Source organism: Belnapia sp. (genome assembly GCF_059504005.1).
This window is the reverse complement of the sequence record NZ_JCACHU010000056.1, coordinates 98,874-122,995: the sequence shown is the minus strand read 5'-3', so window position 1 is coordinate 122,995 and position 24,122 is coordinate 98,874. Positions and strand designations below refer to the sequence as shown.

Genomic DNA, 24,122 nt, shown 5'->3' with positions numbered 1-24,122 from the left:
GGCGGATTTGGCCGCAATCGGCGGGCGGCGTCAAACCGTCCGGGATGAAATTCGCCCGCTCCGGCCGGGGAAATGCGTTTCTCGTCCGGTGCGGGGCTCAGCCGCGGCGGTCGGGCTGGCTCTCATAGGTGAAGGTCGGCAGGCTGCCGAGGCTCTCCTTGGTGGCGCCGGCCAGCGTCCAGCGGCCATTGCTGTTGGCGGCCATGTTCAGCCGGTCATAGGGCACGGCGACCAGCTTGGCGCCGATGCCGAGGAAGCCGCCGACCGAGATCACCGCCACCGGCGCGCTGCCGCCGGGCGGGATCAGGATGTCGTCGATCTCGCCGATGCTCTCGTTGTTCTCGTTGTAGACGGCCGAGCCGATCACCTTGCTGGCCCGGCGGCCGCTGCGCAGCGCGCTGCTGTCGACGGCGAGGGCGCCCGTAGTGGCGCCGGTGCCGGACGGCGCGGCGGCGCGGTTGCTCTCGGGCTGGGTGCCGGTGGTGTTGGTGCCGAGGGCGCGGTCCACGGCGCGGCCGGCCGCGGTGCCGGGCGGGTTGCCGGGCGTGCCGTCGGCCGGGGTGCGGTTGCCGGTCGCCCCGTCGACGCCGCGCTGGGTGGCGGTGCTCGGCGGGTTGCCGGGCGTGCCGTCGCGCGGGCTGGCCTGGGCGAGAAGGCCGCCGGCGGCCTCGCGCGGCTGGCCTTGGCCCTGTCCCTGGGCCAGGGCCGGGAGGGAGAGCAGCGCGGCGGCGGCGGTCATGGCGAGGAGGGAGTCGCGGGTCGTTCGCATGGGCGGCGTTACCTTCGTTGCTTGACCCGGTCCGGGCCGGGCGAGGCATGGGGAACGCCAGGCGGCAAGCCGTGGTTGCCTCCTGGGCGCAGCCGCGCCGGTGACAACCCGGGGCTGTGAAGGGCTCAGGCCGGGTCGCCGGTGTCGGGGACGAGGCCCGCCGCCTCGATGCCGGCCGCGGCGCAGACCTCGTCCTGGGCCGAGACGTCGCCGCTGATGCCGACCGCGCCGAGGATCAGGCCCGAGGCGTCGCAGGCGAGGACGCCGCCCTGGACGGGGACGGCCTTGCCGCCCGAGAGGTCGGACAGGGCGTTCATGAAGCCCTGCATCGACTGGGCCCGCCGCGCCAGCTCCCGCCCGCCGAGGCCGAGGGCGAGGGCGCCCTTCGCCTTGCCCTCGGCGATCTCCGGGCGGAGGAGGGAGGCGCCGTCCTCGCGCTGCATCGCCTTCACCTGGCCGCCGGCGTCCAGCACCACGACGGTGAGCGGCAGCAGGTTGAGCTCCCGCCCCTTGGCCAGGGCGGCGGCGATGATGGCATTGGCTTGGGCGAGGGTGAGGCCGTTGGTCGGGTAGCGGGCCATAGGGGCGTTCTCCGGCTTGCGTCGCCCTTGCCTATGCCCGGCCAGGCGGGGGTTCGCCAGCCCCGGGGGGATCGTGGCAGATTGCGCGCGATGACGAAGGAGCGACCGAAACGCCAGCCCATCCCCGCCGGCCCGCCGCCGGGCGAGGCGCGCTTGCGCGAGGCGGCGCTCGCCCATCTCGCCCGCTTCGCAGCGACGGAGATGGGGCTCAGGCGAGTGCTGGAGCGGCGCGTGGACCGCTGGGCACGGCGCGCGGAGGCGGAGGGGCAGGACATCGCCGCCGCGGCCGGGGCGCGGGCGCTGGCGGCGCAGGTTGCGCGGCAGATGGTGGCGCTCGGCGCCGTGGACGATGCGGCCTTCGCCGCGGCCCGGGCGCGGCGGCTGGCCAAGGCCGGGCGGTCGCGGATGGCGATCGCGGCCCATCTCGCCGGGAAGGGCGTGGCGCGGGAGGTCGCGGCCGCCGTCCTGCCGGAGGAGGAGCTGGATGCGGCGCTCGCGCAATGCCGGCGGCGGCGCATCGGCCCCTTCGCCCGCGCGCCGACGGAACGGGAGGCGCGGCTGAAGGCGCTGGGCGCGCTGGCGCGGGCCGGCTTCGGGCGCGAGGTGGCGGAGCGGGCGCTCGACATGGCGCCGGAGGAGGCGGAGGAGCGCCTCATCCGGCTGCGTCAGGGCTAGGGCGCGCTGTCAGGCCGAACCAATGACCCCGATCGGATGATCCCATCCGACCGGAGTTCGCCCTAACCGGCCTTCAGCCCGCGATCCTCGATCCGGACGGTGCCGGTGGCGCAGGGGTCGACCTGGCGCAGCTCGGCGGCGCGGCCATCCGCCCAGATGACGCGGAGGTCCTGCGCGCCGCCGGCCGTCGCGCGGTAGCGGGCGCTGCGGCCCGGGCGCAGCACCTCCTGGCCGAGCCGGTCCTGGCCCCAGCCCTCCAGCGAGAGCCGGGCGAGGAAGAGCCGGTCCACGGTGCGGGAGGAGGCGTTGACGACCTGCAACTCGCCCTCGCAGCCGCGGCCGGGCGGTGGGGCCTCGGCGGCGGTTTGGGCCGGCGGGGCCGGGGCGCAGGCGGCGAGGCCGAGAGCCAGGGTGATGAAAGCCAGGGCGCGTCCCGGCATGCCGGCGATCCTCGAAGGAGGCCGGGACGATAGGGGCACGGGCCGGTGGCCTGCAAGTTCAGGTTTAGCCGGCTATGAGGATATCATCGCGTATGGTGATGCGCCGGGTGGTGCAGCCATCGACGCTGCGAAGCTCGGTCGCCCGTCCGTTCACCCAGACCAGGCGCAGGCGCCAGGGGCCGGGACCGTCGAGGGCAACGGGCATCCGCCCCGAAGCGGGCAGGGCGGGCGCCTGGCCGAGCAGGTCGGTGCCCCAGGCCTGGCCGGCGGCGGGGGCGAGGTAGAGCTGCTCGACGGCGAGGGAGGAGGCATTTTCCAGCACCGCCTGCGACGGGCCGCAGGCGGCGCGCTGGCTGCCGCAACCGCCCAGCGCCGCGACCAGGCCGAGGGCAGCGAGCCGCCGCATCAGGCCGGGTCGATGGGGGAAGGCGGGGTGCCGCCGGCCTCGATCGCCTCGGCAGCGGCGAGCAGGATGTCCTCCCGGTAGCGCCCGGCGACGAGCTGGACGCCGACCGGCGCCGTGCCGGCGAGGCCGGTGCTGACGGCGAGGCCGGGCAGGCTCAGCAGCGGCAGGCCGACCTGGGGGAGCTGCGCGGCGAGGATTCGCTGGAAGCCCTCGAAGCTCTCCACATCCGAATGGTCGGGGAAGGGCAGGGCGCCGGAGACGGGCATCAGCGCCACCGGGTACCGCTCGAGGAAGAGCAGCCATTCGCGCAGCAGGGTGACGCGGCGCTGCAGCGCGTCCTGGAACGCATTGAGGTCGGGGGCGGGGCTCAGCCGCTCCATGAAGCCGTAGACGGCCAGCGCATCCGGGTCGGCCTCGCGGGCGATGGCCGCATTGCCGCCGCGGCGCATCTCGGCGAGCCAGAGCGTCGCCTGCAGGCGGGCGGATTCGCCGAGCGGGGGAAGGGCATCCACCTCCTCCACCTGCCAGCCGGCCGCCGTCAGCCGGGCGGCGGCGTCGCGGAGGGCCCCGGCGATGGCGGGGTCGACCGGCATGCCCTCGGGGGCGATGCAGAGGGCGGCGCGCCGCGGATAGGCCGGGCCTTCGAGCGGGGCGGGCGTCCACCAGGGGTCGCGCGCATCGGCGGCGCTCATCGCGGCGAGGCCGAGGCGGAGGTCGGCAATGCTGCGGGCGAGCGGGCCGGAGACGGCCATCAGCTGCCCGCCGATGAAGCGGTCCGCCGCGCTGGCATTCCAGGCCGGGATCCGGCCGATGGTCGGGCGCAGGCCATGGATGCCGCAGGCATAGGCTGGGTAGCGGATGGAGCCGCCGATATCCGTGCCATGGCCGATGGCGCCGATTCCTGCGGCAGTGGCGGCCGCGGCGCCGCCGGAGGAGCCGCCCGGGGTCAGCGAAGCATCGCGCGGGTTGCGCGTCGCGCCATGCAGCGCGTTGCGGGTGAACCAGCGGAGCGAGAAGGCCGGCGTGTTGGTGCGGCCGATGATGACGGCGCCTGCGCGGCGGAGATTGGCGACGACCGGGCTGTCCTGCTCGGCAACCAGCCGCTCCTGGAGGCGAAGGCCGTTGGTGGTGGGCCATCCTGCCTGGTCGGCATTCACCTTCACCGTGACTGGCACGCCGGCCAGCGCTCCAGGATCCTCGCCGCGGGCCAGCGCCGCATCGACGGCATCGGCGGCGGCGAGCGCCTCGGCCGGGTCATGGGCGATGACGGCGTTGATGCGAGGGTTCACCGCGTCGAGCCGGGCGAGGGCGGCGGCGGTCGCCTCGCGGGCCGAGGCCTCGCGCCGGCGGATGCGGGCGGCGAGGTCGGTGGCGGTCAGCCGCCAGAGTTCGGTCATGCGGGGCTCCTCAGGCGTTAGGGCGGCGCACTGTTTCCCGCGCCCGGCGGGCGGTCAACCGGGGGCGCTGGCGAGGAGCAGGACGCCGCCGCAGATCAGCCCGATCGCCGCCAGCTTCTGCCCGCCGAGGCTCTCGCCGAACATCAGATGGCCGATGACGGCGACCGCGACGTAGCTGGCCGCGGTGCAGGGCAGGGCGACGCTCATCGGGATCCGCCGCAGGGCGACGATGTAGAGCAGCGCCGCGCCGCCATAGGTGGCGAGGCCGATGATGGTCATCGGCCGGAAGAGCTGGGAGAGGAAATGCCCGCCCGCCACCGCCCCTGCCTTCAGCATGACCTGGCCGGCGAGCGAGGTCGCGATGGCGAGCGCCAGCGCGCCCCAGTAGGCGCTCATCGCTGGGCGCTCACTGGGCGCGGTCCACCGGGAGGCGGGCCGGCAGCACCTCCCGCACCACGCCCTGCGGCTTGCCGTTGGCCGAGAGGAAGGCGCGGCCGACATACTCGCCCATCACGCCGAGGATGAGGAACTGCACGCCGGCGAGCAGCAGCGTCGTCGTCATGGAGGAGGCCCAGCCGGAGGGCGTGCCGCTGCCCGTCAGCGCCTCCACCACCACGGCGACGGCGCCGAGCAGGCCGAGGATGCCCATCGCCACGCCGGCCAGGATGGCGAGGCGGAGCGGCAGGATGGAGAAGTTGGTGGCAAGGTTCAGCCAGAGCAGGACGAGGCGCTTCAAGGTGTAGTTGGAGCGGCCCTCGGCGCGGGCGAGATGCATCACCTCGATGGACGCGATCCGCTGCGTCACCTGCATGATCAGCCCGTCGATATAGGGATAGGGGCCGCTGTAGCGGGTGACCTCGGCGACGACGAGGGCGCTCATGCAGCGGAAGGAGGAGAGGTAGAGGCCGCGCGGCTTGTCGAGCAGCATGTCGGCGACGCCATTGGCGAAGCGGCTGCCGAGGTTGCGCCAGCCCTCGTGCCTCTTCTCGGCATAGCGGGTGTAGACCACGTCCCAGCCGCCGAGGCGGGCATGGTCGTAGAGCTTCAGCACCTCCTCCGGCGGGTTCTGCAGGTCGTCGTCCATGGTGATGACATAGGCGCCGCGGGCATGGCGGAGGCCGGTCATGACCGCGTTGTGCTCGCCAAAGTTGCGGGCGTGCTCGACATAGGTGAGCGGGATGGTGGCCGTCGCCGCCAGCGCCCGGCAGACCTCGCCGGAATTGTCCGGGCTGCCGTCATTCACCAGCACCACCTCGAGCCCGCCCTCGGGACGGAGGGCAGAGAGCGCCTCGACCAGGCGGCCGACGGTCGCGGCGCCGCGATAGACCGGGACGACGATCGAGAGGCCGACCGGAGGGCCGGGTGGCTCCGCCAATGCCTGGGAAAGCTTCAGGTCCTCGAAACCCATCTGGGGAAACCTCATGCGCGGATGGCGGTGGCAAGGATGGAACCGCCGGCGGGGAAGGGAAGCCCGAGCCCCATCAGCCGGCGCTCCAGCACCGTCACCGTATGGAGACTACGGTCCAGCCAAGGCGGAAACGGGGCAACATCGGAGCCATGATGGGGCGCGCGGGCCAGGAGCTTGCGCTGCGCGACCATCACCGGCAGCAGCAGGGCGTTCCAGTAGCGGGTGCGGATGGCGGTGAAGCCGCCGGCCTCCAGCAGGCGTCGGGCGCCGGCGGCGGTGAAGCGCCGGCTGTTCCGCACGCGGAGGTCGTGGGCGGAACGCAGCCAGTCGAAGGCGGGCAGGTTCAGCAGCAGGAGGCCGCCGGGGGCGAGGACCCTGGCCATCTCGGCCAGCGCCGGCCCGGGCTCCACGGCGGCGTGGCAGAGCACGTCGAGGCTCGCCACGGCGCCGAAGCGGCCGGCCTCGAAGGGCATGGCGTTCACCGAGCCGATGGCGACGGGCACACCGGCCTTGGCCCGGGCGCGGGCGGCGGCGGCGGGGAAGTATTCGAGGCCCGTCGCCGGGAGGTCCGGCCGGGCGGCGCGCAGCCGGGCGAGGAAGCCGCCGGTGCCGCAGCCGGCATCGAGCAGGCCGGCGCCGCCGATCCGCGCGGCCGGCAGGGCGGCGATCGCATGGGCGTGCAGGGCGCGGTACCACCACATGCCCTGCTCGGCGGCATCCATCAGGTCGTATTCGGCGGGTTCCACGCGGCGCTTCTGACGGTTCGGCGCGGCGAAAACAAGGCGCGACGGTGGCGGCATTCCCGTTCTGTCTTGCGAAGCATGCACCTTCGGTTATCACCCTGAAGGGTAAGGCGCCGCCTGTCCTTCCGCCGATTGGCCGCCCCGCGCGGGGCCGCAAGGAGTACGCCGTGCCGGAGCCTGTCTGCTGCCCCCTGCCTCCCGAACCCGGGCGGGCGGGCTGATGCGTGCCACGGCCCTGCCGCTGGCGCCGAGCTTCCGCGCCGCGCCCACCGGCGAGGAGGCAATGCGGGGCCTCGCCGTCGTCGCCCTCGGCTACGGGGTGGTCTCCCTCGCCGATGCGACGGTGAAATGGGTGATGCCGGAGATCGGGCCGGCGGCGGCGCTGGTCTGGCGCGGGCTGATCGGGGCGCTGCTGGTCTTCCTGCTGGCGCGGGGGCGGGGGCTGATCCCGGTCAACCGGCGGCTGCTCGCGGTGCGGAGCCTGCTGCACTGCTGCGTCTCGATCACCTGGTACTATTGCTGGGCCGCGGGGGTCTCGCTGGCCGACAGCTATGCGGTGGCCAGCGCCTCGCCGCTGCTGATGACGCTGCTGGCCATGCCGCTCCTTGGCGAGAAGGTGGGGTGGCGGCGCTGGACCAGCACCATGGTCGGCTTCGGCGGCGTCCTCTTCATGCTGCAGCCCGGGGGCGAGCTGTGGCGCATCGAATCGCTCATCCTGCTGGCGGCGACGGCAGTGATGGCGCTGACCCGCATCTGGACGCGCATCCTGACGCGGACGGACGGGCCCAACGCCATCGCCTTCTGGCTGCTGCTGGCGCATGTGCCGATGGGGCTGCTCGGCCTGCCCTTTCCCTTCCTCTGGCCGGCGGGCGGGCCGCCGCCGCTGCTGCCGAGCCTTTTCGGCATCGCGGCGCTGGTCGCCTTCGGCCTCGCCAATGCGGTGGCGCAGATGCTCTTCGCCCGCGGCTTCGCCCTCGCGCCGATCCAGGCGATCGCGCCCTTCGAGTACACGCCGCTGCTTTGGGGGATCGGGCTCGGCTTCCTGATCTGGGGCGAGGTGCCGGCCTGGACCACGCTCGGCGGGGCGGCCGTCGTGATCGGGGCGGGGCTCTACAACGTCCACCGTGAGCGGGTGCGGCGGGCGCAGGAACGCGAGGCCCAGACAGGCGGGGTGGGGCGCGGCTGATGCCCTTTCGCCACGACATCCGGCGGGGCGCGCTCTGCATGCTCGCCTCGCATGCGCTCTTCACCGGCATGAACGTGCTGGTGAAGGAGCTGGGCGGGCGCATCCCGGTCGTCGAGCTGATGGTCTTCCGGAGCGTCTTCGCCCTGCCGGTGCTGATGGTGATCCTGATGCGCTCGGGGACGGGCCTCGGCAGCCTCCGGACGCGGCGCTTCGGCGGGCATGTGCTGCGGGCGGGCAGCGGCATCGCGGCGCAGTCCTGCGGCTTCTTCGCCCTCACCCTGCTGCCGCTCGCGGAGCAGACGGCGCTCGGCTACACCCAGCCGCTCTTCGTCACCATGCTGGCGATCCCCTTCCTCGGCGAGAGGGTGGGCATCCATCGCTGGTCGGCCGTCGCCATGGGCTTCTGCGGCGTGCTGGTGATCGCGGCGGGGCAAGGAGCGCTCGGCGGCGTCGCGGGGGCGCCGGTGATGGGCGTGGCGACGGCCGTCGCGCAGGGGATGTTCTCGGCGCTGACCACGCTGCTGGTGCGCCAGCTCTCGGCGACGGAGAGCTCCACCTCCATCACCCTCTGGCAGTCGCTGTTGATGGGCAGCTTCGCCCTCGTGCTGCTGCCCTTCTTCTGGGTGACGCCGACGCCGCTGGAGTTGGCGCTGCTCATCCTGATGGGGCTGGTCGGCGGCGCGGCGCAATGGCTGCTGACCGAGGCCTGGGCCAGTGCGCAGGTCTCGGCGCTGGCGCCCTACTCCTACTCGGCATTGCTCTGGTCGATGCTCTTCGGCTTCCTAGCCTTCGGGGACTTGCCGGGGCCGGCGATGCTGGTGGGGAGCGTGTTGATCGTCGCGGCCGGCTTGTACATCCTCCACCGCGAGCTGGTGCGCCGCAGGGCGATGCCGGTCGCGGAGGAGCGTAAGGTATGAGCATCCCCTTCCTGACCCAGGATGGCCTGGCGCATGGCGCGGTGGAGCGCATCGCGCCGGGGGTGCGGAGGCTGGTCTGCAACAACCCCTCCGCCTTCACCTTCCGCGGGACCAACACCTACCTGATCGGCGAGGGCGCAGTCGCCGTGATGGATCCCGGGCCGGAGGATGAGGCGCATCTGGCGGCGATCCTGCGGGCGACGGAGGGGGAGACCATCACCCGGGTGATCGTCACCCATACCCATCGGGACCACTCGCCAGGCGCGCGGCCGCTGGTCGCGCAGACCGGGGCGATGACTTATGGCTTCGGCCCGCATGTGACGCCGCCCGAGGTGGGCGGGGAGGGGGGCGACCATGGCTTCCACCCGGATGTGCGGCTGGCCGATGACGAGGTGCTGGAGGGCGAGGGCTGGCGGCTCCGGGCGCTGCACACGCCGGGGCATTGCGCCAACCATCTCTGCTTCGCGCTGGAGGGGACGGGCATCCTGTTCAGCGCCGACCATGTGATGAGCTGGTCGACCAGCGTGGTCAGCCCGCCGGATGGCGACATGGCGGACTACATGCGGAGCCTCGACCGCGTCATGGCGCGGGAGGACCGGCTGCTGCTGCCGGGGCATGGCGCGCCGCTCACCGAGCCGAAGCCCTTCCTCGCCGCGCTCAAGGTCCATCGGGAGGAGCGGGAGGCGAAGGTGCTGGCGGCGCTCCGGGTCGTCGGCCGCGCGACGCCGACGGAGCTGGTGCCGCCGGTCTATGGGCCGCTCGACGCGCGGCTGGTCGGGCCGGCGGGACGGAGCCTGCTCAGCCACCTCATCAAGCTGGAGGGCGAGGGGCGAGCGGCGCGCGAGGGCGAGGCCTGGTCAGCGCTCCGGTAGGCGCGTGTCCATCCCGCGGAAGCAGACCAGTTCCCGCGCCTCGCGCTCGGCCGGGCTGAGGGCGAGCCAGCCGACGAATTCCCGCAACACCTTCGAGGTGATGCTGGCGATCTTGTGCCGAAAAGCTTCCTCGATGCCGAAGAAGCGCAGCTCCTCCAGCTCGCCGCTGCCGCGGAGGGTGCCGTGGGCGGCCTCGGCCGGGGCAATGAGGAAGCGGGCGTTGAAACGGCGGAACCGGTTGGGCGGCGTCACCGCGCGGCAGAGATAGTCGAGCGCGGCGAGGTCGGGCAGCAGGCGCTGCCCCTCCTTCCGGCCGAGGACGAGGCCGGTCTCTTCCTCCAATTCCCGGGCGGCGGCGATGCCGATGGCCCGCGCCAGGGAGGGCGGGGCCTGGCGCTCGAGGCAGGCGCGGGTGAAGGGCGGGAGGTCGCCGAGGGCCGGGGCGCGGTGGTCGGCGCGGTCTACCCGGCCGCCGGGGAAGACCAGCACATTCGGCATGAAGCGGTGCGAGGCGTGGCGGAGGCCCATCAGCACCTCAACCCCCTTGGGCCCCTCGCGCCAGAGGATGAGGCTCGCGGCATGGCGGGGGGTGACGGAGCGGGCGGCGCGCTTCGCCTCCTCGGCGCCACCGGGATTGTCGGCGGTGGGAGCCTCAGTCAAGGGCGAGGCCTTGCAGCTTCAGCCAGGTGCGTAGGCCGAAGCGCTCCGGGACGGAGAGCTGGCGGGCGGCATTCTCGCTCCAGCCGCAGCCCTCGGGCTTCGGGCCGTGGATCTCGGGGTAGCGCGGCTTGGCCGGGGGTCGGGCGCCGTCATAAGCCGGCAGCGCCGCCTCGAGGCCGCTGTCGTCATAGGTCTCGTGGTGGACAACGAGGGACTGCGGCAGGCGCGGCGAGAGCCAGTTGCGCGGGCCCTCGGGCCAGCCGAGGGTGAGGCCGGCGACGGGGAAGACGCCCTCCGGCAGGCCGCACATCGGCCCGATCTTCTCGACATGGTTGCGGACATAGGAGATCGGGCAGGTGCCGAGCCCGGCCGCCTCCGACGCCATCACCGTGAAGCCGAGGGCGAGCGCCGCATCGGCGGTGGCATTGAGGAAGGTGTCGACATTGTCGTTGGCGTGGCGGCGGCCATGCAGCGCGGCGACGCGCCGGCCGCGGCGGATATCGCCGCAGAACAGCAGGAAGACGGGCGCCTGCTTGATCCAGTCCATGCCGCCGATCCAGTCGGCGATGCGGGCGATTTTCTGCGGTGTCCGGATGAGGATGACCGAGTATTGCTGCAGGTCCGACTTGCTCGGCGCCGATTGCGCGGCGGCGAGGACCGTGTGCAGCAGGGCCTCCGGCACCGGCCGGTCGGCGTAGCGGCGGGTAACGCGGCGGTCGAGCAGGGCGGCCAGCGCCGGCGGGACTTCGGCAGGCGGCGTGAAGGGCAGCGGCGCCTCGGGCGTGAGGCCGTAGCGACCGCGGATCAGGCTCTCGGGCGTCACGGCATCTCTCTCGTCGCTGGATGGAGCCCTTCCGTGGCTTTGCCACGGAAGGGTTGCCGAAGCCTCACGCATCAAGGCGGCCTTGCCGGGGCCCCCGTAACGCCGCGAAGCGGTGTCCTGGGGAGGTTACAGCGGATCCCAGCTGAACACTTCGCCCGACCGCTCGAGCGGGACGAAGAAGCTCTTCAGCGCCGGCAGCGCATGCTCCGCCAGGCTCTCCGGCGTCCAGCCCTCGCCGCTATGGATGCTGCGGATCGGGCGGTTCTGGCTGAACAGGAAGAGCTCGTTCATGCGCGGGGCGAAGATCTGGCCGTTGACCTCCTTCGCCGCGTCGGAGGCGAGGAAGACGGCGAGCGGCGCGTTCTTCTCCGGCCCCATGCGCATGATCTTCTCGACGCGCGCCCTCTGCTCCGGCGTCTCAGCCGGGATGGAGGAGGTCATGCGGCTCCAGGCGAAGGGGGCGAGGCAGTTGGAGCGCACGTTGTAGCGCTTCATGTCGAGCGCGATCGATTTCGACAGCGCCACGATGCCGAGCTTCGCCGCCGAGTAGTTCGCCTGGCCGAAGTTGCCGATCAGGCCGGAGGTCGAGGTGATGTGGACGAAGGCGCCGCTCTCCTGCTTGCGGAAATGCGTCGCCGCATGGCGCGACATGTAGAAGGAGCCGTTGAGATGGACGTCGATGACGGCGTTCCACTCCTCGGGCGTCATGCGGTGGAAGATCTGGTCGCGCAGGATGCCGGCATTGTTCACGACGATGTCGATGCGGCCGAAATGGTCGAGCGCCGACTGGACGATCCTGCCCGCGCTCTCCCAGGAGGCGACGCTGTCGGTGTTGATCTCGGCCTGGCCGCCGCGCTGCTCGATGATCGCCTTGGTCTGCTGTGCCGGGGTAGCGGACTGGCCCTCGCCGGTCAGGCTGGCGCCGATATCGTTGATGATCACCTTGGCCCCCGCCTGCGCCATGTGCAGTGCGATCTCCCGGCCGACGCCGCCGCCCGAGCCGGTGACGACCGCGACCTTACCATCCAGCATGCCCATTTGGCGCTCCTTCCCCATAGGTGGCTATCTATTTCTAGACCCGTCCGGCGCCGCCGTGAAGCGGGTTGCCCCGCGGGTCAGGCCATTGCATACCCGGATTCGGACAGGGGGAATGCCGGGTGACGCTGGTCGCGCTGGAATCCGTCGGAAAGCGCTTCGCGGGCCGCACCGGGTCCTGGGAGGCGGTGCGCGATGTCAGCCTCGACCTCGCGGAGGGCGAGTTCACCTGCCTGCTCGGCACCTCCGGTTGCGGCAAGACCACGGTGCTGAACATGCTGGCCGGCTTCGAGGCGCCCAGCAGCGGCCGCATCCTACTCGACGGCCAGCCGGTGCGCGGCCCGGGCGCCGAGCGCGGCGTGGTCTTCCAGGGGCATGACAGCCTCTATGACTGGCTGAGCGCGCTCGACAACATCGCCTTCGGGCTGCGGCTGCGCGGCACACCCAAGCGCGAGCGGCGCGAGCGGGCGGAGCACTTCCTGCGAATGGTCGGGCTCAGCGGCCAGGGGGCGAAGCATCCGGCGGAGCTCTCGGGCGGGATGAAGCAGCGCATCCAGATCGCCCGGGCGCTCGCGGCCGACCCGCGCATCCTGCTGATGGACGAGCCCTTCGGTGCGCTGGACGCCATGACCCGCGCGACGCTGCAAGGCGAGCTCACGCGCATCTGGACGGAGACGCGCAAGACCATCCTCTTCATCACCCATGACATCGAGGAGGCGGTGGCCCTCGCCACACGCATCGCGGTCATGACGCGCGGGCCTGGGGGGACGCTGAAGGCGGTGATCCCGGTCGACCTGCCCTATCCGCGCGACCGCACCTCGGACGGGTTCATGCAGGTCTTCCGCGCGGTGCATGCGCAGATCCACGCGGAGATCCACGCCGCATGAGCCGGGAGCATGCGACGACAGTCCTCGGCTACCTCGCCGGCTTCGCATTGCTCTTCCTGGTTTGGCACCTGGCCGCGACGCTGCTGGTCCGCTCCACGCTGTTCCCGCCGCCGGGGCCGGTGCTGGCGCGGGGCTGGGAGCTGATCGAGGACGGGCTGCTGCAGGAAAGCGTCACCGCCAGCCTGCGCCGCATCCTCATCGGCTTCCTGATCGGCAGTCTGGTTGGCGTACCGCTCGGCCTCGCCATCGGCAGCTTCCGCTGGGCGCGGCTGCTGCTGGAGCCCTGGACGGAGTTCTTCCGCTTCATCCCGGCGGTCGCCATGATCACCGTCTCGGTGATCTGGTTCGGAATCGGGGAGGAAAGCAAGGTCTTCCTGATCGCCTATACCACCGTCTTCGTCGTCACCATCGCGACGGCCGCCGGCGTCGGCGCAGTGGCGCGGGACAAGATCCGCGCGGCGCAATGCCTCGGCGCCTCGCGGCTGCAGGTCTTCGCGCTCGTCGCCCTGCCGGCGACGGTGCCCTACATCCTGACCGGCATGCGGCTGGCGATGGCCAATTCCTTCGTGACCATCGTCGCGGCGGAACTGGTCGCCAGCAATGACGGACTCGGCAAGATGCTGTGGGATGCGCGGCTCTTCATGCAGATCGAGGATATCTTCGTAGCGCTGGTGACGCTCGGCCTGCTCGGCTTCGCCACGGACCGCCTGTTCCGGCTGATGATCCGCGCCTTCGCCGGGCGCTTCAACCCGACCATGTGAGGACCGCCATGCTCCGCCGCAGCCTGCTCGCCGCGCCCGCGCTGATCGCTGGCCTGCCCGCCCGCGCCCAGGGCAGCATCAAGATGACGATCGCCACCGGCGTCGATCCCTCCTTCGCGCCCTTCTATGTCGGGCGGGAGGGCGGCTTCTTCGAGCGCAGCGGGCTGGATGTGACGGTGAATACCGGGCCCTCCGGCAGCGCCATGGTCGCCTTCCTCATCGGCGACCAGGTGAACGCCGCCTTCGGCGCCGAGCAGGCCGGCGTCTCCGCCCATATCCGCGACCCGAATGTGGTGGTGGTGGCCGAGGGCACGGCGCTGCTGCGCTGGATCAGCGTGCTGGCGCGCGGCGTCGACAGCATGGAGGCGCTGAAAGGCAAGAAGGTCGGCGTCGCCCGCGGCACGGGCAGCGAAACCTTCTGGCTCTCCGTCGTCGACAAGCTGAAGCTGAACCCGGCGGACTACACCATCGTCAATGTCGAGGCGCCGGAGATGGTGGCGGCGCTGGAGCGCGGCAATATCGACGCCTTCGCGGTCTGGGAGCCCTGGCCGACGCGGGCGCTGCGCGCCATCCCCGGCACGAAGATCTTGCTGAACAACGAGCCGATCCAGATCGTCCGCAACTTCATCTATATGAACAAGGCCTGGGCGGAGGCGAATGGCGAGGCGACGACGCGCTTCCTCCGCGCGCTGCTCGAGGCCACCGCCTTCATCGAAAGCAACCCGGCCCAGGCGGCGCAGCAGGTGGCGCGCTTCCTGCGGCAGGATCGCGGGCTGATGGCGGAGCTGATGACCAAGGTGCGCTACCCGCTCGACCTGACGGCGGATTCCGTCGGCAATGTCCAGCTGGCGATCGACCAGCTGCGCGGCATGAACCGACTCGGCCGGGAGGTGACGCCGGCCGAGGTGATCTGGCCCGAGGCCCTGCGCCGCGTGGCGCCCGACCGGGTGAAGATTTAGCCGGGGATCCGCACCGGCAGGCCCGCGATGCCGTGGATGAAGTTGGAGTAGATCCGCCGCGGTGGGCCCAGCACCTCGATCACCGGGAAGCGGGCCAGGATCTCCTCCCAGAGGATGCGGAGCTGCAGCTCCGCCAGGCGGTTGCCGACGCAGCGATGCACGCCGAAGCCGAAGGAGAGGTGCTGGCGGGCCCTTGGGCGGTCGATGAGGAAGCGGTCAGGCTGCTCGATCGCCTCCTCGTCGCGGTTGCCGGAGACGTACCACATGGCGACCTTGTCGCCAGCGCGGATGGTGCGGCCGCCGAGTTCCACGTCACGCGTCGCGGTGCGACGCATGTGGATGACCGGCGTCACCCAGCGGATGATTTCGGAGACCATATTGGGGATCAGCGCCGGGTTGTCGCGGAGCTTCCGGAACTCGGCCGGGTTCTGATGGAGGGCGAGCAGGCCGCCGGTCATTGAGTTGCGCGTGGTGTCGTTGCCGCCGACGATGAGCAGCGCCAGGTTGCCCATGAACTCGCGCAGCGGCATCTCCCGCGTCGCCGGGCCCTGCGCCAGCATGGAGAGAAGGTCGAAGCGCGGCGGGCCGTCGCGGCGGGCGTTGAACAGGGCGCCCATGGTCTCGGCCATCACCTTCAGCTCGGCGAAGCGGGCCTCCTCCGTCGGGACCAGCGGGTCGGGGGCGTTCACGTCGCAGATCGCCACGTCCGACCAATAGGTGAGCTTGTGCCGCTCCTCGAAGGGGAAATCGAAGAGGGTCGCCAGCATCATCGTCGTCAGCTCAATGGAGACGCGCTCGACCCAGTCGAAGGGCTCGTTGCGCGGCAGCTCGTCGAGCACCCGCTGCGTGCGCTCGCGGATCAGGACTTCCATGTTGGCCAGGTTGCCGGGGGCGACGATGGGCTGGACGACCTTCCGCTGCTCGTCATGCCGCGGCGGGTCCATGCGGATGAAGCTCGGCCGCGCCATGTCCTTCGGCTGGTCGAGCAGCTGAATGCCGCCGGCCTCGGAGGAGAAGGCGGCGTGGTTCACCTCGGCCGCCATGATGTCGCGGTAGCGGGTGATGGACCAATAGGGGCCGAAGCGGCTCTCGGCGCAGAAATGCACCGGCTCCTCGCGGCGGAGGCGGGCGAAGAGCGGGCCCCAGGCCTCGTTCTGGTAGAGGGCCGGGTCGCTCGGGTCGAGCTGCGACAGGTCGGACGGGGCGCGGGTGATGACGTTCATGGCGGGCCTCCCTGCGGCGAACTGCGTCGCCCTTGCAGGGAAGCCTAGCGCAAGAGGGGGAGCGGGCGAGGGAAAACTAGGCTTTCTCCGTGCCCGCAATGATCCCGCCGGCGAGCGTCGCCGGGCTGCGCTCCCACCAGCGGCCGGCATCGACCCAGGTGATGAAGTCGAGCACTCCGCGGTTGAAGGCGTCCGGGTCCTCGATATTCATGGTGTGGCCGCAGCGGGGCATGACCATGAGAGCGCTGGTCGAGATGGCGCGCTTGAGGAAGAGGCCGGGCTCCAGCGTCGGGTCGTCCTCGTCGCCGCAGACGATGAGGGTGGGCAGCTTCATCCGCCGGAACTCGGCCTCGAGGTCGAAGAGGCTCGGCCGCTCGCGCTGGACGCCGCGCATGGTGAGCATGGCGCCGTCGGTGTCGTGCTCGGCGAGCTGGGACATGAACTCGGCATAGCCGCGGGGGTCCTTCTCCTCGAAGACCAGGCGGGTCGGGCCGCGGCCATAGGTCCTGGCCATCTTCCACATGCCCTCGGCGGCGATGCGGTCGGCCGTCGCGTCCACCTCGGCGCGGAACTGGTCGCGCTTGCCGGGGGCGGCGCCGTAGCCGACGCCGGCGGCGGTCAGGCTGCGCGCCAGATGCGGGAAGCGGAGGCCGAGATGGAGGGTGGCGAAGGCGCCCATGGAGAGGCCGACCACATGGGCCGGAGCGAGGCCGAGCCGCTCGATCACCTGGGCGATGTCGTCCGTGGCGCGGTCCTGGGAATAGGCGGCCGGGTCGTGCGGGACGGCGGAGGGCGGGTAGCCCCGGGCGTTGAAGGCGATGCAGCGGTAGCGCCGGGCGAAGAAGCGGAGCTGCGGCTCCCAGCTCCGGGCGTCACCGGCGAATTCATGGACGAAGACCAGCGGCGTGCCCTGGCCGGCCTCCTCGTAATGCAGCTCAACCCCGTCATCGGTGGTGATGGTGGGCATCGGTCCCGTCCCCTCTGGCGCGCCGCGGAGGCTAGCCGCCCCCTGGGATTTGGGGGAGGGGGGCTTCAAAGAGGACCCGTATGGTCCTATTTAGGACGCATGAGGGACGTGTGGTGTTGAGGCTCTCGAAGCTGACAGATTATGCCGTGGTCGTCATGGCTCGGCTCGCGCGCGAGGGTGCCCTACCGGATGGGCAGGTGCAGACCGCGCCGGGCCTCGCCCAGGCGACCGGCATCGCCGAGCCGACCGTCGCCAAGGTGCTCAAGATATTGGGCCAGGCGGGGCTGGTGGAAGGGCTGCGGGGCGCCCGCGGCGGCTACCGGCTGACCCGGCCGCTCGCCGCGGTGCCGCTCTCCGAGGTGATCGTCGCCGTCGACGGCCCGATCGCGCTCACGGCCTGCGTCGATGGCGGGCAGGGGCAGTGCGAGGCGCAGGGCATCTGCGCCGTCCGCGGCCGCTGGGATCCGGTCAATGACGCGATCCGCCGCGCCCTGTCCGACATCACCCTCGCCGACCTGGCGGGCCCCGCCCGCTGTGCCTCCGTTCCCGTCTTTTCCCAGCTCGTCGCCGAGTAGGAACCCGATATGCCCGCAGTCGCCGAGACCCTCGACACCGTCCAGTCCGTCACCGAAGGCACCTACAAGTGGGGCTTCGAGACCGAGATCGAGATGGACTTCGCCCCCAAGGGGCTGAACGAGGATACCGTCCGCTTCATCTCCGCCCAGAAGCATGAGCCCGAGTGGCTGCTCGAGTGGCGGCTCAAGGCCTTCGCCACCTGGCAGAGGATGCAGGAGCCGCGCTGGCCGGCGGTGAAGTACCCGCCGATCGACTACCAGGACGCCTACTACTACGCGGCGCCGAAGAAGAAGGACGGGCCGAAGTCGCTCGACGAGGTCGACCCGGAGCTGCTGAAGACCTACGCGAAGCTCGGCATCCCGCTGAAGGAGCAGGCGATCCTGGCCGGCGTCGAGGGCGCGGGCGACAGCCCCTCCGAGGGCGGGCGCATGCCCATCGCCGTCGATGCGGTGTTCGACAGCGTCTCGGTCGCCACCTCCTACAAGGAGCGGCTGGCGAAGGACGGCATCATCTTCTGCGCCATTTCCGAGGCGGTGCAGGAGCATCCGGAGCTGGTGCAGCGCTACCTCGGCACCGTGGTGCCGCCGGGCGACAACTTTTACGCGGCGCTGAACAGCGCGGTCTTCACGGATGGCAGCTTCGTCTACATCCCGAAGGGCGTGCGCTGCCCGATGGAGCTCTCCACCTATTTCCGCATCAATGCCAAGAGCACCGGCCAGTTCGAGCGGACGCTGATCATCGCCGACGAGGGCGCGATCGTCTCCTATCTCGAGGGCTGCACGGCGCCTATGCGGGACGAGAACCAGCTGCATGCGGCGGTGGTGGAGCTGGTCGCGCTGGATGACGCCAGCATCAAGTACAGCACGGTGCAGAACTGGTACCCGGGCGATGCCGAGGGCCGGGGCGGTATCTACAACTTCGTCACCAAGCGGGCGCAGTGCCGCGGCAAGCGCAGCAAGGTGAGCTGGACGCAGGTGGAGACCGGCTCGGCCATCACCTGGAAGTACCCGTCCTGCGTGCTGCTTGGCGATGACAGCGTCGGCGAGTTCTACTCGGTGGCCATCACCAACAACCACCAGCAGGCGGACACGGGCACGAAGATGATCCATGTCGGCAAGCGCACGACATCGACCATCGTCTCCAAGGGCATCTCGGCCGGCAAGGGGCAGAACACCTATCGCGGGCTGGTGCGGATCGCGCCCACGGCCTCGGCCGCGCGCAACTTCACCCAGTGCGACAGCCTGCTGATCGGCGACCAGTGCGGGGCGCATACCGTGCCCTACATCGAGAACCGCAACATGTCGGCCAAGGTGGAGCATGAGGCGACCACCAGCCGCATCGCGGAGGACCAGCTCTTCTACTGCCGCCAGCGCGGCCTGTCGGAGGAGGATGCGGTCGGGCTGATCGTCAACGGCTTCTGCCGCGAGGTGCTGAAGGAGCTGCCGATGGAGTTCGCCGTCGAGGCCCAGAAGCTGTTGCAGATTTCCCTGGAAGGTTCGGTTGGCTGATATGTTGAAGATCGAAGGACTGACCGCCGAGGTCGATGGCAAGCCGATCCTCAAGGGGATCGACCTCGAAGTGCCGGCCGGCGAGGTGCATGCCATCATGGGCCCGAACGGCTCGGGCAAGTCGACCCTCTCTTACGTCCTCGCCGGGCGCGAGGGCTATGAGGTGACGGGCGGCAGCGCGACGCTGAACGGCGTCGACCTGCTGGCGATGGAGCCGGAGGAGCGGGCGGCGGCGGGCGTCTTCCTCGCCTTCCAGTATCCGGTGGAGCTGCCGGGCGTCGGCAACGCGAATTTCCTTCGTGTTGCGCTCAACGCCATCCGCCGCGGCAAGGGCGAGGCGGAGCTGGACGCGATGCAGTTCCTGAAGCTGGCCCGGGCGCGACTGAAGGAGCTGCAGATGTCGGAGGACATGCTGAAGCGTGGCGTCAATGTCGGCTTCTCCGGCGGCGAGAAGAAGCGGAACGAGGTGCTGCAGATGGCCCTTCTCCGCCCGAGCCTCGCCATTCTCGACGAGACCGACAGCGGCCTCGACATCGATGCGCTGAAGATCGTGGCGGATGGGGTGAACGCGCTGCGGGCGCCGGACTTCTCCGCGCTCGTCATCACCCACTATCAGCGGCTGCTGGATTACATCGTGCCCGACAAGGTGCATGTGCTAATGCAGGGGCGCATCGCGCAGACCGGCGGGCCGGAGCTTGCGAAGCAGCTCGAGGCCTCGGGCTACGCCTCGGTGCAGGCGGCGGCATGAACACCGTCGTGCATAGCGGCGCCGAGGGCTTCCTGCACCGTTTCGACGGGTTGCGGGCGCGGCTGCCGGGGCAGCGGCTGGCCTGGGTGCAGGCGCTGCGCGAGGGGGCGGCGGAGCGGTTCCGCGCGGCCGGCTTCCCGACCCGCCGCGTCGAGGCCTGGAAATACACCGACCTGCGCCCCGTGGTCGATGCCGCCTTCGACGAGGCGCTCACCATCCTCGGCGATGACGAGGGCCTGCCGGCGCCGCATGCCGAGCGGCGGGCGGTCTTCGTCGATGGGCGGTTCCGGGCAGAGCTGTCGCAGCTCGACGGCGCCGGCTTCGCGATCGGCAGCCTGGCGGAGGAGCTGCCCCGGCTCGAGGGGCGGCTCGGGGTGCTGGCGCGCCCGGCGGAGGAGCCGCTGGTCGCGCTCAACACCATGCTCTTCGAGGACGGGCTGGTGGTGACGGTGCCGGCCGGCCTCGCCGGCGGGGTGCTGGAGCTGCGCTCGCTCGCCAGCCGGAGCGAGCGGCCGGCCGCATTCCATCCGCGGCACCTGATCCGGCTCGAGGCCGGGGCCAGCCTTACCATCATCGAGGAGGCGAGCGGGCCGGAGGACATGCGCTACCTGCACAACCCGGTCTTCGAGATCGAGGTGGCGGAGGGCGCGACCCTGACCCATGCGCGCATCCAGCGCGAGGGGGTGAAGGGCTTCCAACTCGGCACCGTCTATGCCCGGATCGACACCGGCGCGACCTACGACAATTTCACCCTCAACGCCGGCGGGCGGCTGGTGCGGAACGAGATCCATGCCATCCTCGCCGGGCCGAACGGCGCCTGCCACATGAACGGCGCCCAGCTGCTGCGCGACGGCCAGCATGCCGACACCACCACGGTGCTCGACCATGCCGCGCCGGATTGCGCCAGCCGGCAGACCTACAAGACGGTGCTGCAGGGCAAGTCGCGCGGGGTGTTCCAGGGCAAGATTCACGTCCATCAGGTTGCGCAGCGGACCGACGGGTACCAAATGAACCAAGCGCTGCTGCTGAGCCCCGAGGCGGAGATCGACAGCAAGCCGCAACTCGAAATCTACGCCGACGACGTGAAGTGCAGCCATGGCGCGACCGTCGGCGCCCTGGATGCCGACCAGCTCTTCTACCTGCGGGCGCGCGGCATCCCCGAGGCGCGGGCGCGCAGCATGCTGGTCGAGGCCTTCCTGCAGGAGGCGATCGAGGGCGTCACCGACGAGACCGCCCGGGCCGCGCTGGAAGGCGCCGTCGCCGGCTGGTGGAGCAAGGAGGCCGCATGAACGCGCCGTTTCAGCCGGGCTACGATGTCGAGCGCATCCGCGCCGACTTCCCGATCCTGGCGCAAGAGCATCGCGGCAAGCCGCTCGTCTTCCTCGACAGCGGCGCCTCGGCGCAGAAGCCGCGCCAGGTGATCGAGGCGATGGTCCGCAGCATGGAGGAGCGCTATGCCAATGTGCATCGCGGCGCCTACCGGCTGAGCGAGGCCTCGACCGCCGACTACGAGGCGGCGCGGTCCGCCGTTGCCCGCTTCATCAACGCGGCCGATCCGCGCGAGGTGATCTTCACCACCAACAGCACGGCGGCGATCAACCTTGTCGCCCATGGCTGGGGGCGCGGGGTGCTGAAGCCGGGGCAGGCGGTGCTGGTCTCCGAGATGGAGCACCATGCCAACCTCGTCCCCTGGCACATGCTGCGGGACGAGGGCCGCGGCATCGAGCTTCGCATCTGCCGCGTGACCGATGCGGGCGAGCTCGACCTCGAGGACCTCGAGGCGAAGCTGGCCGACGGCAAGGTCGGGCTGGTCGCCGTCACCCATATGTCGAACGTGCTGGGCACGGTGACGCCGGCCGAGCGGATCGTCGCCATGGCGCATGCCAAGGGCGCCAAGGTGCTGCTCGACGGCAGCCAGGCCGCCGTGCATCGCCGCGTCGACATGCAGGCGCTGGGGGCGGATTTCTACGCCTTCACCGGGCACAAGCTCTATGGACCGACGGGCATCGGCGTGCTCTGGGCGCGGCTCGGGCACCAGGAGCGGATGCCGCCCTTTCTCGGCGGCGGCGACATGATCGCCTCCGTGACGCTCGAGGGCAGCACCTGGGCCGAGCCGCCGGCCAAATTCGAGGCGGGCACGCCGCCCATCGTCGAGGCGGTCGGGCTGCATGCGGCGATCGACTATGTCTCCGCGATCGGCATGCCGGCGCTCGAGGCGCATGAGCGCAGCCTCGTCGACCATGCGATGCGGCGGCTCTCCGATGTCGAGGGGCTGACCCTGCTCGGCCGGGCGCAGGATCGCGGCGGGGTCTTCGCCTTCGCGCTCGACAATGCGCATCCGCACGACCTGGCGACGCTGCTCGACCGGGCCGGGATCGCGGTGCGGGCGGGGCGGCATTGCGCCGAGCCGCTGCATGCGCGCTTCGGCCTCGAGGGCGGCACCTGCCGGGCCTCCTTCGGGCTCTACACGACGCATGGCGAGATCGACTACCTCGCCGAGGCTTTGACGAAGGCCAGGGAGTTCTTCGCATGACGTCCGATCGGCGCAGCGGCGAAGGCCGCGGAGGCGTGAATCGGCCGGTGGAGACAAACTAATGTTCGACGACCTCCGCGACCTCTATCAGGAGGTCATCCTCGACCACGGGCGGAAGCCGCGGAACTTCCGCCGGCTGGAGGATGCCGACCGCACCGCCCGCGGCGACAACCCGATGTGCGGCGACCGGATGGAGCTGTTCCTGAAGCTCACGCCGGAGGGCGCCATCGAGGACGTGGCCTTCCAGGGCCGCGGCTGCGCCATCTCCATGGCCAGCGCCTCGCTGATGACGGAGACGGTGAAGGGCAAGCAGCCCGCCGAGGCGCAGGCGCTCGGCGAGCAGTTCCGCAGCCTCGCCATGACCGGCACCTGCGCGGAGTGCGGCGCCTCGCTCGCCGACGAGATGGAGCGGCTGCAGCCTCTCTCCGGCGTGCATGAGTTCCCGAGCCGCGTGAAATGCGCGACGCTCGCCTGGCATACGCTGAACGCCGCCCTCGACGGCAGCGGCAAGGAGGCGACGAGTGAGTGACGAAGCCACCGCCACGCATGGCGCCTGGACGCCGGATGGCGAGGTTCCGCCGCCGGCCCCGAAGGTAAGCGAGGATGCCGTCATCACCATGCTGAAGACGGTCTTCGACCCGGAGATCCCGGTCGACATCTACGAGCTCGGCCTGATCTACGCCGTCGAGATCGAGGATGACGGGCAGGTCAAGGTCGAGATGACGCTGACCACGCCCTCCTGCCCCTCGGCGCAGGAGCTGCCGAGCCAGGTGGAGGAGAGCCTCCGCATGGTCCCCGGCGTGACCGATGTGAAGGTCGAGGTTGTCTGGGATCCGCCCTGGGACCAGGGCCGGATGAGCGAGGACGCCCGGCTTGCCATGAACATGTTCTGAGGACGGCGCCATGAGCACCACGATCGAGACCAAACGCCCCCGCCGCGCCCTGCCGCCGCTGATGCAGCTCACCGATGCCGCGGCCGAGCGGCTGCGCGCCCTCTACGAGGCCGGCGAGGCCGGGCGGCTGCTGCGCATCGGCGTGAAGACCAAGGGCTGTTCCGGCCTCTCCTACGACCTCTCCTGGGTCGATGCGCCGGAGCCGACGGATGAGCGCGTCACCGACAAGGACGTGACCGTGCTGGTGGACCGCAAGGCGAGTCTGTTCCTCATCGGCACCACCATGGACTACGAGCAGAAGGCGATGTCGGCCGGCTTCACCTTCACCAACCCGAACGAGAAGGGGCGGTGCGGCTGCGGGGAGAGCTTCCACGTCTGAGCCGGTAGGCTAGGCTTCTCCCGATCGATCGGGAGAGGCCCATGTCGCACCTGTTCCACGCCGGCAACCGCGCCCTGCAGGACCGCTTCGACGGCCGCCGCGTGGCGGACACGCTGGTGGCGCGGCGGCGGCAGGCGCAGTTCCTGCCCGAGCACGTCGCGATGATCGAGGCGGCGCCCTTCTTCTTCCTCGCCACCGCGGCCGAGGGCGCGGTGGATTGCAGCTTCAAGGGCGGGCCGCCGGGCTTCGTCCGCGTCACCGGGCCCACCGAGCTCGAGTTCCCCGACTACGACGGCAACTCGATGTATCTCAGCCTCGGGAACATCGCCGTCAGCCCGGCGATCGGCATGCTGTTCATGGCCTTCGACGGGCGCTCGCTGCGGCTCCGCCTGCGCGGCCGGGCAGCGCTGGTCGAGGATGCGGCGCGGCTGGCAGCCATCCCCGGGGCGCGCCGTCTGGTGCGCGTCGCGGTGACGGACATCTTTCCCAATTGTCCGCGCTACATTCCCGATCTCGGCGCCGGCGAGCCCTCCGTCTACCTGCCGCGGTCGGATGGCACCCAGGTCGCGCCGGAATGGAAGTCGCGCGACTACATCCAGCCGATCCTGCCGGCCGACGACCCGCACCGGCCTGGGCCTGCCTGAGCCTGGCCCCCGAACCATGATCCGGCGACCGTGGGCCGCGGTCCGGGCTCGTGTCGCATCGCCTGATTCACGGCTTCGGCCGTTCCGGCCATCGGCGATCATGCTTTAGGCTGTGATCCATCCCAGCCGAAG

29 protein-coding genes are annotated in these 24,122 nt (G+C 71.1%); 16 read left to right on the top strand and 13 right to left on the bottom strand.

The features are described from left to right. Positions 1–97: 97 nt before the first annotated feature. Entirely contained in the window at positions 98–769 is a 672-nt protein-coding gene (locus AC5JJ1_RS09555) for a PRC-barrel domain-containing protein (RefSeq protein WP_495784885.1), read from the bottom strand. Between the two features lie 125 nt (positions 770–894). Next, complete coding sequence (locus tag AC5JJ1_RS09550; RefSeq protein ID WP_495784884.1) at positions 895–1,350, bottom strand: GlcG/HbpS family heme-binding protein; 456 nt, start codon at positions 1,348–1,350, stop codon at positions 895–897. A gap of 90 nt (positions 1,351–1,440) precedes the next feature. Here AC5JJ1_RS09550 and AC5JJ1_RS09545 point away from each other — a divergent pair, with 90 nt between their 5' ends. Further along, on the top strand, positions 1,441–2,025 hold the full coding sequence (locus tag AC5JJ1_RS09545; protein WP_495784883.1) for a RecX family transcriptional regulator: 585 nt from the start codon (positions 1,441–1,443) through the stop codon (positions 2,023–2,025). 62 nt (positions 2,026–2,087) lie between these two features. Here AC5JJ1_RS09545 and AC5JJ1_RS09540 read toward each other — a convergent pair whose 3' ends face one another. The 6 genes from AC5JJ1_RS09540 to AC5JJ1_RS09515 all read right to left on the bottom strand — a co-directional run bounded on the left by AC5JJ1_RS09540 (position 2,088) and on the right by AC5JJ1_RS09515 (position 6,422). Further along, positions 2,088–2,465 (bottom strand): hypothetical protein, encoded by a 378-nt coding sequence (locus AC5JJ1_RS09540; protein WP_495784882.1) that lies wholly within the window; start codon positions 2,463–2,465, stop codon positions 2,088–2,090. Positions 2,466–2,529: 64 nt separating this feature from the next. Beyond that, entirely contained in the window at positions 2,530–2,871 is a 342-nt protein-coding gene (locus tag AC5JJ1_RS09535) for a hypothetical protein (protein WP_495784881.1), read from the bottom strand. Further along, positions 2,871–4,268 carry an amidase family protein gene (locus AC5JJ1_RS09530; protein WP_495784880.1) on the bottom strand — a complete coding sequence of 466 codons (1,398 nt, stop codon included), beginning with the start codon at positions 4,266–4,268 and terminating at the stop codon, positions 2,871–2,873. The genes AC5JJ1_RS09535 and AC5JJ1_RS09530 overlap by 1 nt, the downstream gene beginning before the upstream one ends. A gap of 54 nt (positions 4,269–4,322) precedes the next feature. Continuing rightward, entirely contained in the window at positions 4,323–4,664 is a 342-nt protein-coding gene (locus AC5JJ1_RS09525) for a DMT family transporter (protein ID WP_495784879.1), read from the bottom strand. A 10-nt stretch (positions 4,665–4,674) separates the two neighbouring features. Continuing rightward, positions 4,675–5,676, bottom strand: a complete 1,002-nt coding sequence (locus AC5JJ1_RS09520; protein ID WP_495784878.1) for a glycosyltransferase family 2 protein — start codon at positions 5,674–5,676, stop codon at positions 4,675–4,677. 11 nt (positions 5,677–5,687) lie between these two features. Continuing rightward, on the bottom strand, positions 5,688–6,422 hold the full coding sequence (locus tag AC5JJ1_RS09515; protein WP_495784877.1) for a methyltransferase domain-containing protein: 735 nt from the start codon (positions 6,420–6,422) through the stop codon (positions 5,688–5,690). A 217-nt stretch (positions 6,423–6,639) separates the two neighbouring features. Here AC5JJ1_RS09515 and AC5JJ1_RS09510 point away from each other — a divergent pair, with 217 nt between their 5' ends. The 3 genes from AC5JJ1_RS09510 to AC5JJ1_RS09500 are packed head-to-tail and all read left to right on the top strand — an operon-like array spanning position 6,640 to position 9,394. Further along, on the top strand, positions 6,640–7,605 hold the full coding sequence (locus tag AC5JJ1_RS09510; protein WP_495784876.1) for a DMT family transporter: 966 nt from the start codon (positions 6,640–6,642) through the stop codon (positions 7,603–7,605). Beyond that, on the top strand, positions 7,605–8,522 hold the full coding sequence (locus AC5JJ1_RS09505; protein ID WP_495784875.1) for a DMT family transporter: 918 nt from the start codon (positions 7,605–7,607) through the stop codon (positions 8,520–8,522). The genes AC5JJ1_RS09510 and AC5JJ1_RS09505 overlap by 1 nt, the downstream gene beginning before the upstream one ends. Next, positions 8,519–9,394, top strand: coding sequence for an MBL fold metallo-hydrolase (locus AC5JJ1_RS09500; RefSeq protein ID WP_495784874.1), 876 nt, complete (start codon positions 8,519–8,521; stop codon positions 9,392–9,394). Before AC5JJ1_RS09505 ends, AC5JJ1_RS09500 begins: the two co-directional genes overlap by 4 nt. On the opposite strand, the gene AC5JJ1_RS09495 is transcribed toward AC5JJ1_RS09500, so the two are convergent. The 3 genes from AC5JJ1_RS09495 to AC5JJ1_RS09485 form a co-directional block, all read right to left on the bottom strand. Then, the gene (locus tag AC5JJ1_RS09495; protein ID WP_495784873.1) at positions 9,380–10,054 is read right to left on the bottom strand and encodes an NUDIX hydrolase; all 675 of its coding nucleotides are present in this window, start codon (positions 10,052–10,054) and stop codon (positions 9,380–9,382) included. The genes AC5JJ1_RS09500 and AC5JJ1_RS09495 overlap by 15 nt on opposite strands. Beyond that, entirely contained in the window at positions 10,047–10,877 is an 831-nt protein-coding gene (locus tag AC5JJ1_RS09490) for a nitroreductase family protein (protein WP_495784872.1), read from the bottom strand. The genes AC5JJ1_RS09495 and AC5JJ1_RS09490 overlap by 8 nt, the downstream gene beginning before the upstream one ends. A 126-nt stretch (positions 10,878–11,003) precedes the next feature. Next, on the bottom strand, positions 11,004–11,909 hold the full coding sequence (locus AC5JJ1_RS09485) for an SDR family NAD(P)-dependent oxidoreductase (RefSeq protein ID WP_495784871.1): 906 nt from the start codon (positions 11,907–11,909) through the stop codon (positions 11,004–11,006). 125 nt (positions 11,910–12,034) lie between these two features. Between AC5JJ1_RS09485 and AC5JJ1_RS09480 the strand changes: the two genes are divergently transcribed. Genes AC5JJ1_RS09480 through AC5JJ1_RS09470 form a run of 3 tightly spaced genes read left to right on the top strand, consistent with a single transcriptional unit; the run spans position 12,035 to position 14,519 of the window. Continuing rightward, positions 12,035–12,799: an ABC transporter ATP-binding protein gene (locus AC5JJ1_RS09480; protein ID WP_495784870.1), complete on the top strand. Its 765-nt coding sequence runs from the start codon at positions 12,035–12,037 to the stop codon at positions 12,797–12,799. After that, complete coding sequence (locus AC5JJ1_RS09475) at positions 12,796–13,560, top strand: ABC transporter permease (RefSeq protein ID WP_495784869.1); 765 nt, start codon at positions 12,796–12,798, stop codon at positions 13,558–13,560. Before AC5JJ1_RS09480 ends, AC5JJ1_RS09475 begins: the two co-directional genes overlap by 4 nt. An 8-nt stretch (positions 13,561–13,568) precedes the next feature. Beyond that, the gene (locus AC5JJ1_RS09470; RefSeq protein ID WP_495784868.1) at positions 13,569–14,519 is read left to right on the top strand and encodes an ABC transporter substrate-binding protein; all 951 of its coding nucleotides are present in this window, start codon (positions 13,569–13,571) and stop codon (positions 14,517–14,519) included. Here AC5JJ1_RS09470 and AC5JJ1_RS09465 read toward each other — a convergent pair. Further along, positions 14,516–15,742 carry a cytochrome P450 gene (locus AC5JJ1_RS09465; RefSeq protein ID WP_495784867.1) on the bottom strand — a complete coding sequence of 409 codons (1,227 nt, stop codon included), beginning with the start codon at positions 15,740–15,742 and terminating at the stop codon, positions 14,516–14,518. The two genes, AC5JJ1_RS09470 and AC5JJ1_RS09465, sit on opposite strands and share 4 nt — an antisense overlap. Before the next feature lie 76 nt (positions 15,743–15,818). After that, complete coding sequence (locus tag AC5JJ1_RS09460) at positions 15,819–16,709, bottom strand: alpha/beta fold hydrolase (protein WP_495784866.1); 891 nt, start codon at positions 16,707–16,709, stop codon at positions 15,819–15,821. Positions 16,710–16,822: 113 nt separating this feature from the next. Here AC5JJ1_RS09460 and AC5JJ1_RS09455 point away from each other — a divergent pair, with 113 nt between their 5' ends. From AC5JJ1_RS09455 to AC5JJ1_RS09415, 9 genes are all read left to right on the top strand, one after another. Then, positions 16,823–17,284 (top strand): SUF system Fe-S cluster assembly regulator, encoded by a 462-nt coding sequence (locus AC5JJ1_RS09455; RefSeq protein WP_495784865.1) that lies wholly within the window; start codon positions 16,823–16,825, stop codon positions 17,282–17,284. A gap of 9 nt (positions 17,285–17,293) precedes the next feature. Further along, a complete protein-coding gene (gene sufB, locus AC5JJ1_RS09450; protein WP_495784864.1) occupies positions 17,294–18,793 on the top strand; it encodes a Fe-S cluster assembly protein SufB in 1,500 nt (499 codons plus the stop codon). A gap of 1 nt (position 18,794) precedes the next feature. After that, entirely contained in the window at positions 18,795–19,541 is a 747-nt protein-coding gene (sufC, locus tag AC5JJ1_RS09445; RefSeq protein WP_495784863.1) for a Fe-S cluster assembly ATPase SufC, read from the top strand. Continuing rightward, the gene (sufD, locus tag AC5JJ1_RS09440) at positions 19,538–20,830 is read left to right on the top strand and encodes a Fe-S cluster assembly protein SufD (protein WP_495784862.1); all 1,293 of its coding nucleotides are present in this window, start codon (positions 19,538–19,540) and stop codon (positions 20,828–20,830) included. The genes sufC and sufD overlap by 4 nt, the downstream gene beginning before the upstream one ends. Next, a complete protein-coding gene (locus tag AC5JJ1_RS09435) occupies positions 20,827–22,074 on the top strand; it encodes an aminotransferase class V-fold PLP-dependent enzyme (RefSeq protein ID WP_495784861.1) in 1,248 nt (415 codons plus the stop codon). Before sufD ends, AC5JJ1_RS09435 begins: the two co-directional genes overlap by 4 nt. Positions 22,075–22,135: 61 nt before the next feature. Then, the gene (gene sufU / locus AC5JJ1_RS09430; RefSeq protein WP_495784860.1) at positions 22,136–22,603 is read left to right on the top strand and encodes a Fe-S cluster assembly sulfur transfer protein SufU; all 468 of its coding nucleotides are present in this window, start codon (positions 22,136–22,138) and stop codon (positions 22,601–22,603) included. Next, positions 22,596–22,967 (top strand): SUF system Fe-S cluster assembly protein, encoded by a 372-nt coding sequence (locus tag AC5JJ1_RS09425; protein WP_495784859.1) that lies wholly within the window; start codon positions 22,596–22,598, stop codon positions 22,965–22,967. The genes sufU and AC5JJ1_RS09425 overlap by 8 nt, the downstream gene beginning before the upstream one ends. Before the next feature lie 10 nt (positions 22,968–22,977). After that, positions 22,978–23,346: a HesB/IscA family protein gene (locus AC5JJ1_RS09420; protein WP_495784858.1), complete on the top strand. Its 369-nt coding sequence runs from the start codon at positions 22,978–22,980 to the stop codon at positions 23,344–23,346. 41 nt (positions 23,347–23,387) lie between these two features. Then, positions 23,388–23,990: a pyridoxamine 5'-phosphate oxidase family protein gene (locus tag AC5JJ1_RS09415; RefSeq protein WP_495784857.1), complete on the top strand. Its 603-nt coding sequence runs from the start codon at positions 23,388–23,390 to the stop codon at positions 23,988–23,990. Positions 23,991–24,122 lie beyond the last annotated feature (132 nt).

What these genes read in the sequence shown, in the direction of transcription:
- AC5JJ1_RS09555 (WP_495784885.1), bottom strand. Translation starts at nt 769, where the DNA reads ATGCGAACGACCCGCGACTCCCTCCTCGCCATGACCGCCGCCGCCGCG.
- AC5JJ1_RS09550 (WP_495784884.1), bottom strand. Translation starts at nt 1,350, where the DNA reads ATGGCCCGCTACCCGACCAACGGCCTCACCCTCGCCCAAGCCAATGCC.
- AC5JJ1_RS09545 (WP_495784883.1), top strand. Translation starts at nt 1,441, where the DNA reads ATGACGAAGGAGCGACCGAAACGCCAGCCCATCCCCGCCGGCCCGCCG.
- AC5JJ1_RS09540 (WP_495784882.1), bottom strand. Translation starts at nt 2,465, where the DNA reads ATGCCGGGACGCGCCCTGGCTTTCATCACCCTGGCTCTCGGCCTCGCC.
- AC5JJ1_RS09535 (WP_495784881.1), bottom strand. Translation starts at nt 2,871, where the DNA reads ATGCGGCGGCTCGCTGCCCTCGGCCTGGTCGCGGCGCTGGGCGGTTGC.
- AC5JJ1_RS09530 (WP_495784880.1), bottom strand. Translation starts at nt 4,268, where the DNA reads ATGACCGAACTCTGGCGGCTGACCGCCACCGACCTCGCCGCCCGCATC.
- AC5JJ1_RS09525 (WP_495784879.1), bottom strand. Translation starts at nt 4,664, where the DNA reads ATGAGCGCCTACTGGGGCGCGCTGGCGCTCGCCATCGCGACCTCGCTC.
- AC5JJ1_RS09520 (WP_495784878.1), bottom strand. Translation starts at nt 5,676, where the DNA reads ATGGGTTTCGAGGACCTGAAGCTTTCCCAGGCATTGGCGGAGCCACCC.
- AC5JJ1_RS09510 (WP_495784876.1), top strand. Translation starts at nt 6,640, where the DNA reads ATGCGTGCCACGGCCCTGCCGCTGGCGCCGAGCTTCCGCGCCGCGCCC.
- AC5JJ1_RS09505 (WP_495784875.1), top strand. Translation starts at nt 7,605, where the DNA reads ATGCCCTTTCGCCACGACATCCGGCGGGGCGCGCTCTGCATGCTCGCC.
- AC5JJ1_RS09500 (WP_495784874.1), top strand. Translation starts at nt 8,519, where the DNA reads ATGAGCATCCCCTTCCTGACCCAGGATGGCCTGGCGCATGGCGCGGTG.
- AC5JJ1_RS09485 (WP_495784871.1), bottom strand. Translation starts at nt 11,909, where the DNA reads ATGCTGGATGGTAAGGTCGCGGTCGTCACCGGCTCGGGCGGCGGCGTC.
- AC5JJ1_RS09475 (WP_495784869.1), top strand. Translation starts at nt 12,796, where the DNA reads ATGAGCCGGGAGCATGCGACGACAGTCCTCGGCTACCTCGCCGGCTTC.
- AC5JJ1_RS09470 (WP_495784868.1), top strand. Translation starts at nt 13,569, where the DNA reads ATGCTCCGCCGCAGCCTGCTCGCCGCGCCCGCGCTGATCGCTGGCCTG.
- AC5JJ1_RS09465 (WP_495784867.1), bottom strand. Translation starts at nt 15,742, where the DNA reads ATGAACGTCATCACCCGCGCCCCGTCCGACCTGTCGCAGCTCGACCCG.
- AC5JJ1_RS09460 (WP_495784866.1), bottom strand. Translation starts at nt 16,709, where the DNA reads ATGCCCACCATCACCACCGATGACGGGGTTGAGCTGCATTACGAGGAG.
- sufB (WP_495784864.1), top strand. Translation starts at nt 17,294, where the DNA reads ATGCCCGCAGTCGCCGAGACCCTCGACACCGTCCAGTCCGTCACCGAA.
- sufC (WP_495784863.1), top strand. Translation starts at nt 18,795, where the DNA reads ATGTTGAAGATCGAAGGACTGACCGCCGAGGTCGATGGCAAGCCGATC.
- sufD (WP_495784862.1), top strand. Translation starts at nt 19,538, where the DNA reads ATGAACACCGTCGTGCATAGCGGCGCCGAGGGCTTCCTGCACCGTTTC.
- AC5JJ1_RS09435 (WP_495784861.1), top strand. Translation starts at nt 20,827, where the DNA reads ATGAACGCGCCGTTTCAGCCGGGCTACGATGTCGAGCGCATCCGCGCC.
- sufU (WP_495784860.1), top strand. Translation starts at nt 22,136, where the DNA reads ATGTTCGACGACCTCCGCGACCTCTATCAGGAGGTCATCCTCGACCAC.
- AC5JJ1_RS09420 (WP_495784858.1), top strand. Translation starts at nt 22,978, where the DNA reads ATGAGCACCACGATCGAGACCAAACGCCCCCGCCGCGCCCTGCCGCCG.
- AC5JJ1_RS09415 (WP_495784857.1), top strand. Translation starts at nt 23,388, where the DNA reads ATGTCGCACCTGTTCCACGCCGGCAACCGCGCCCTGCAGGACCGCTTC.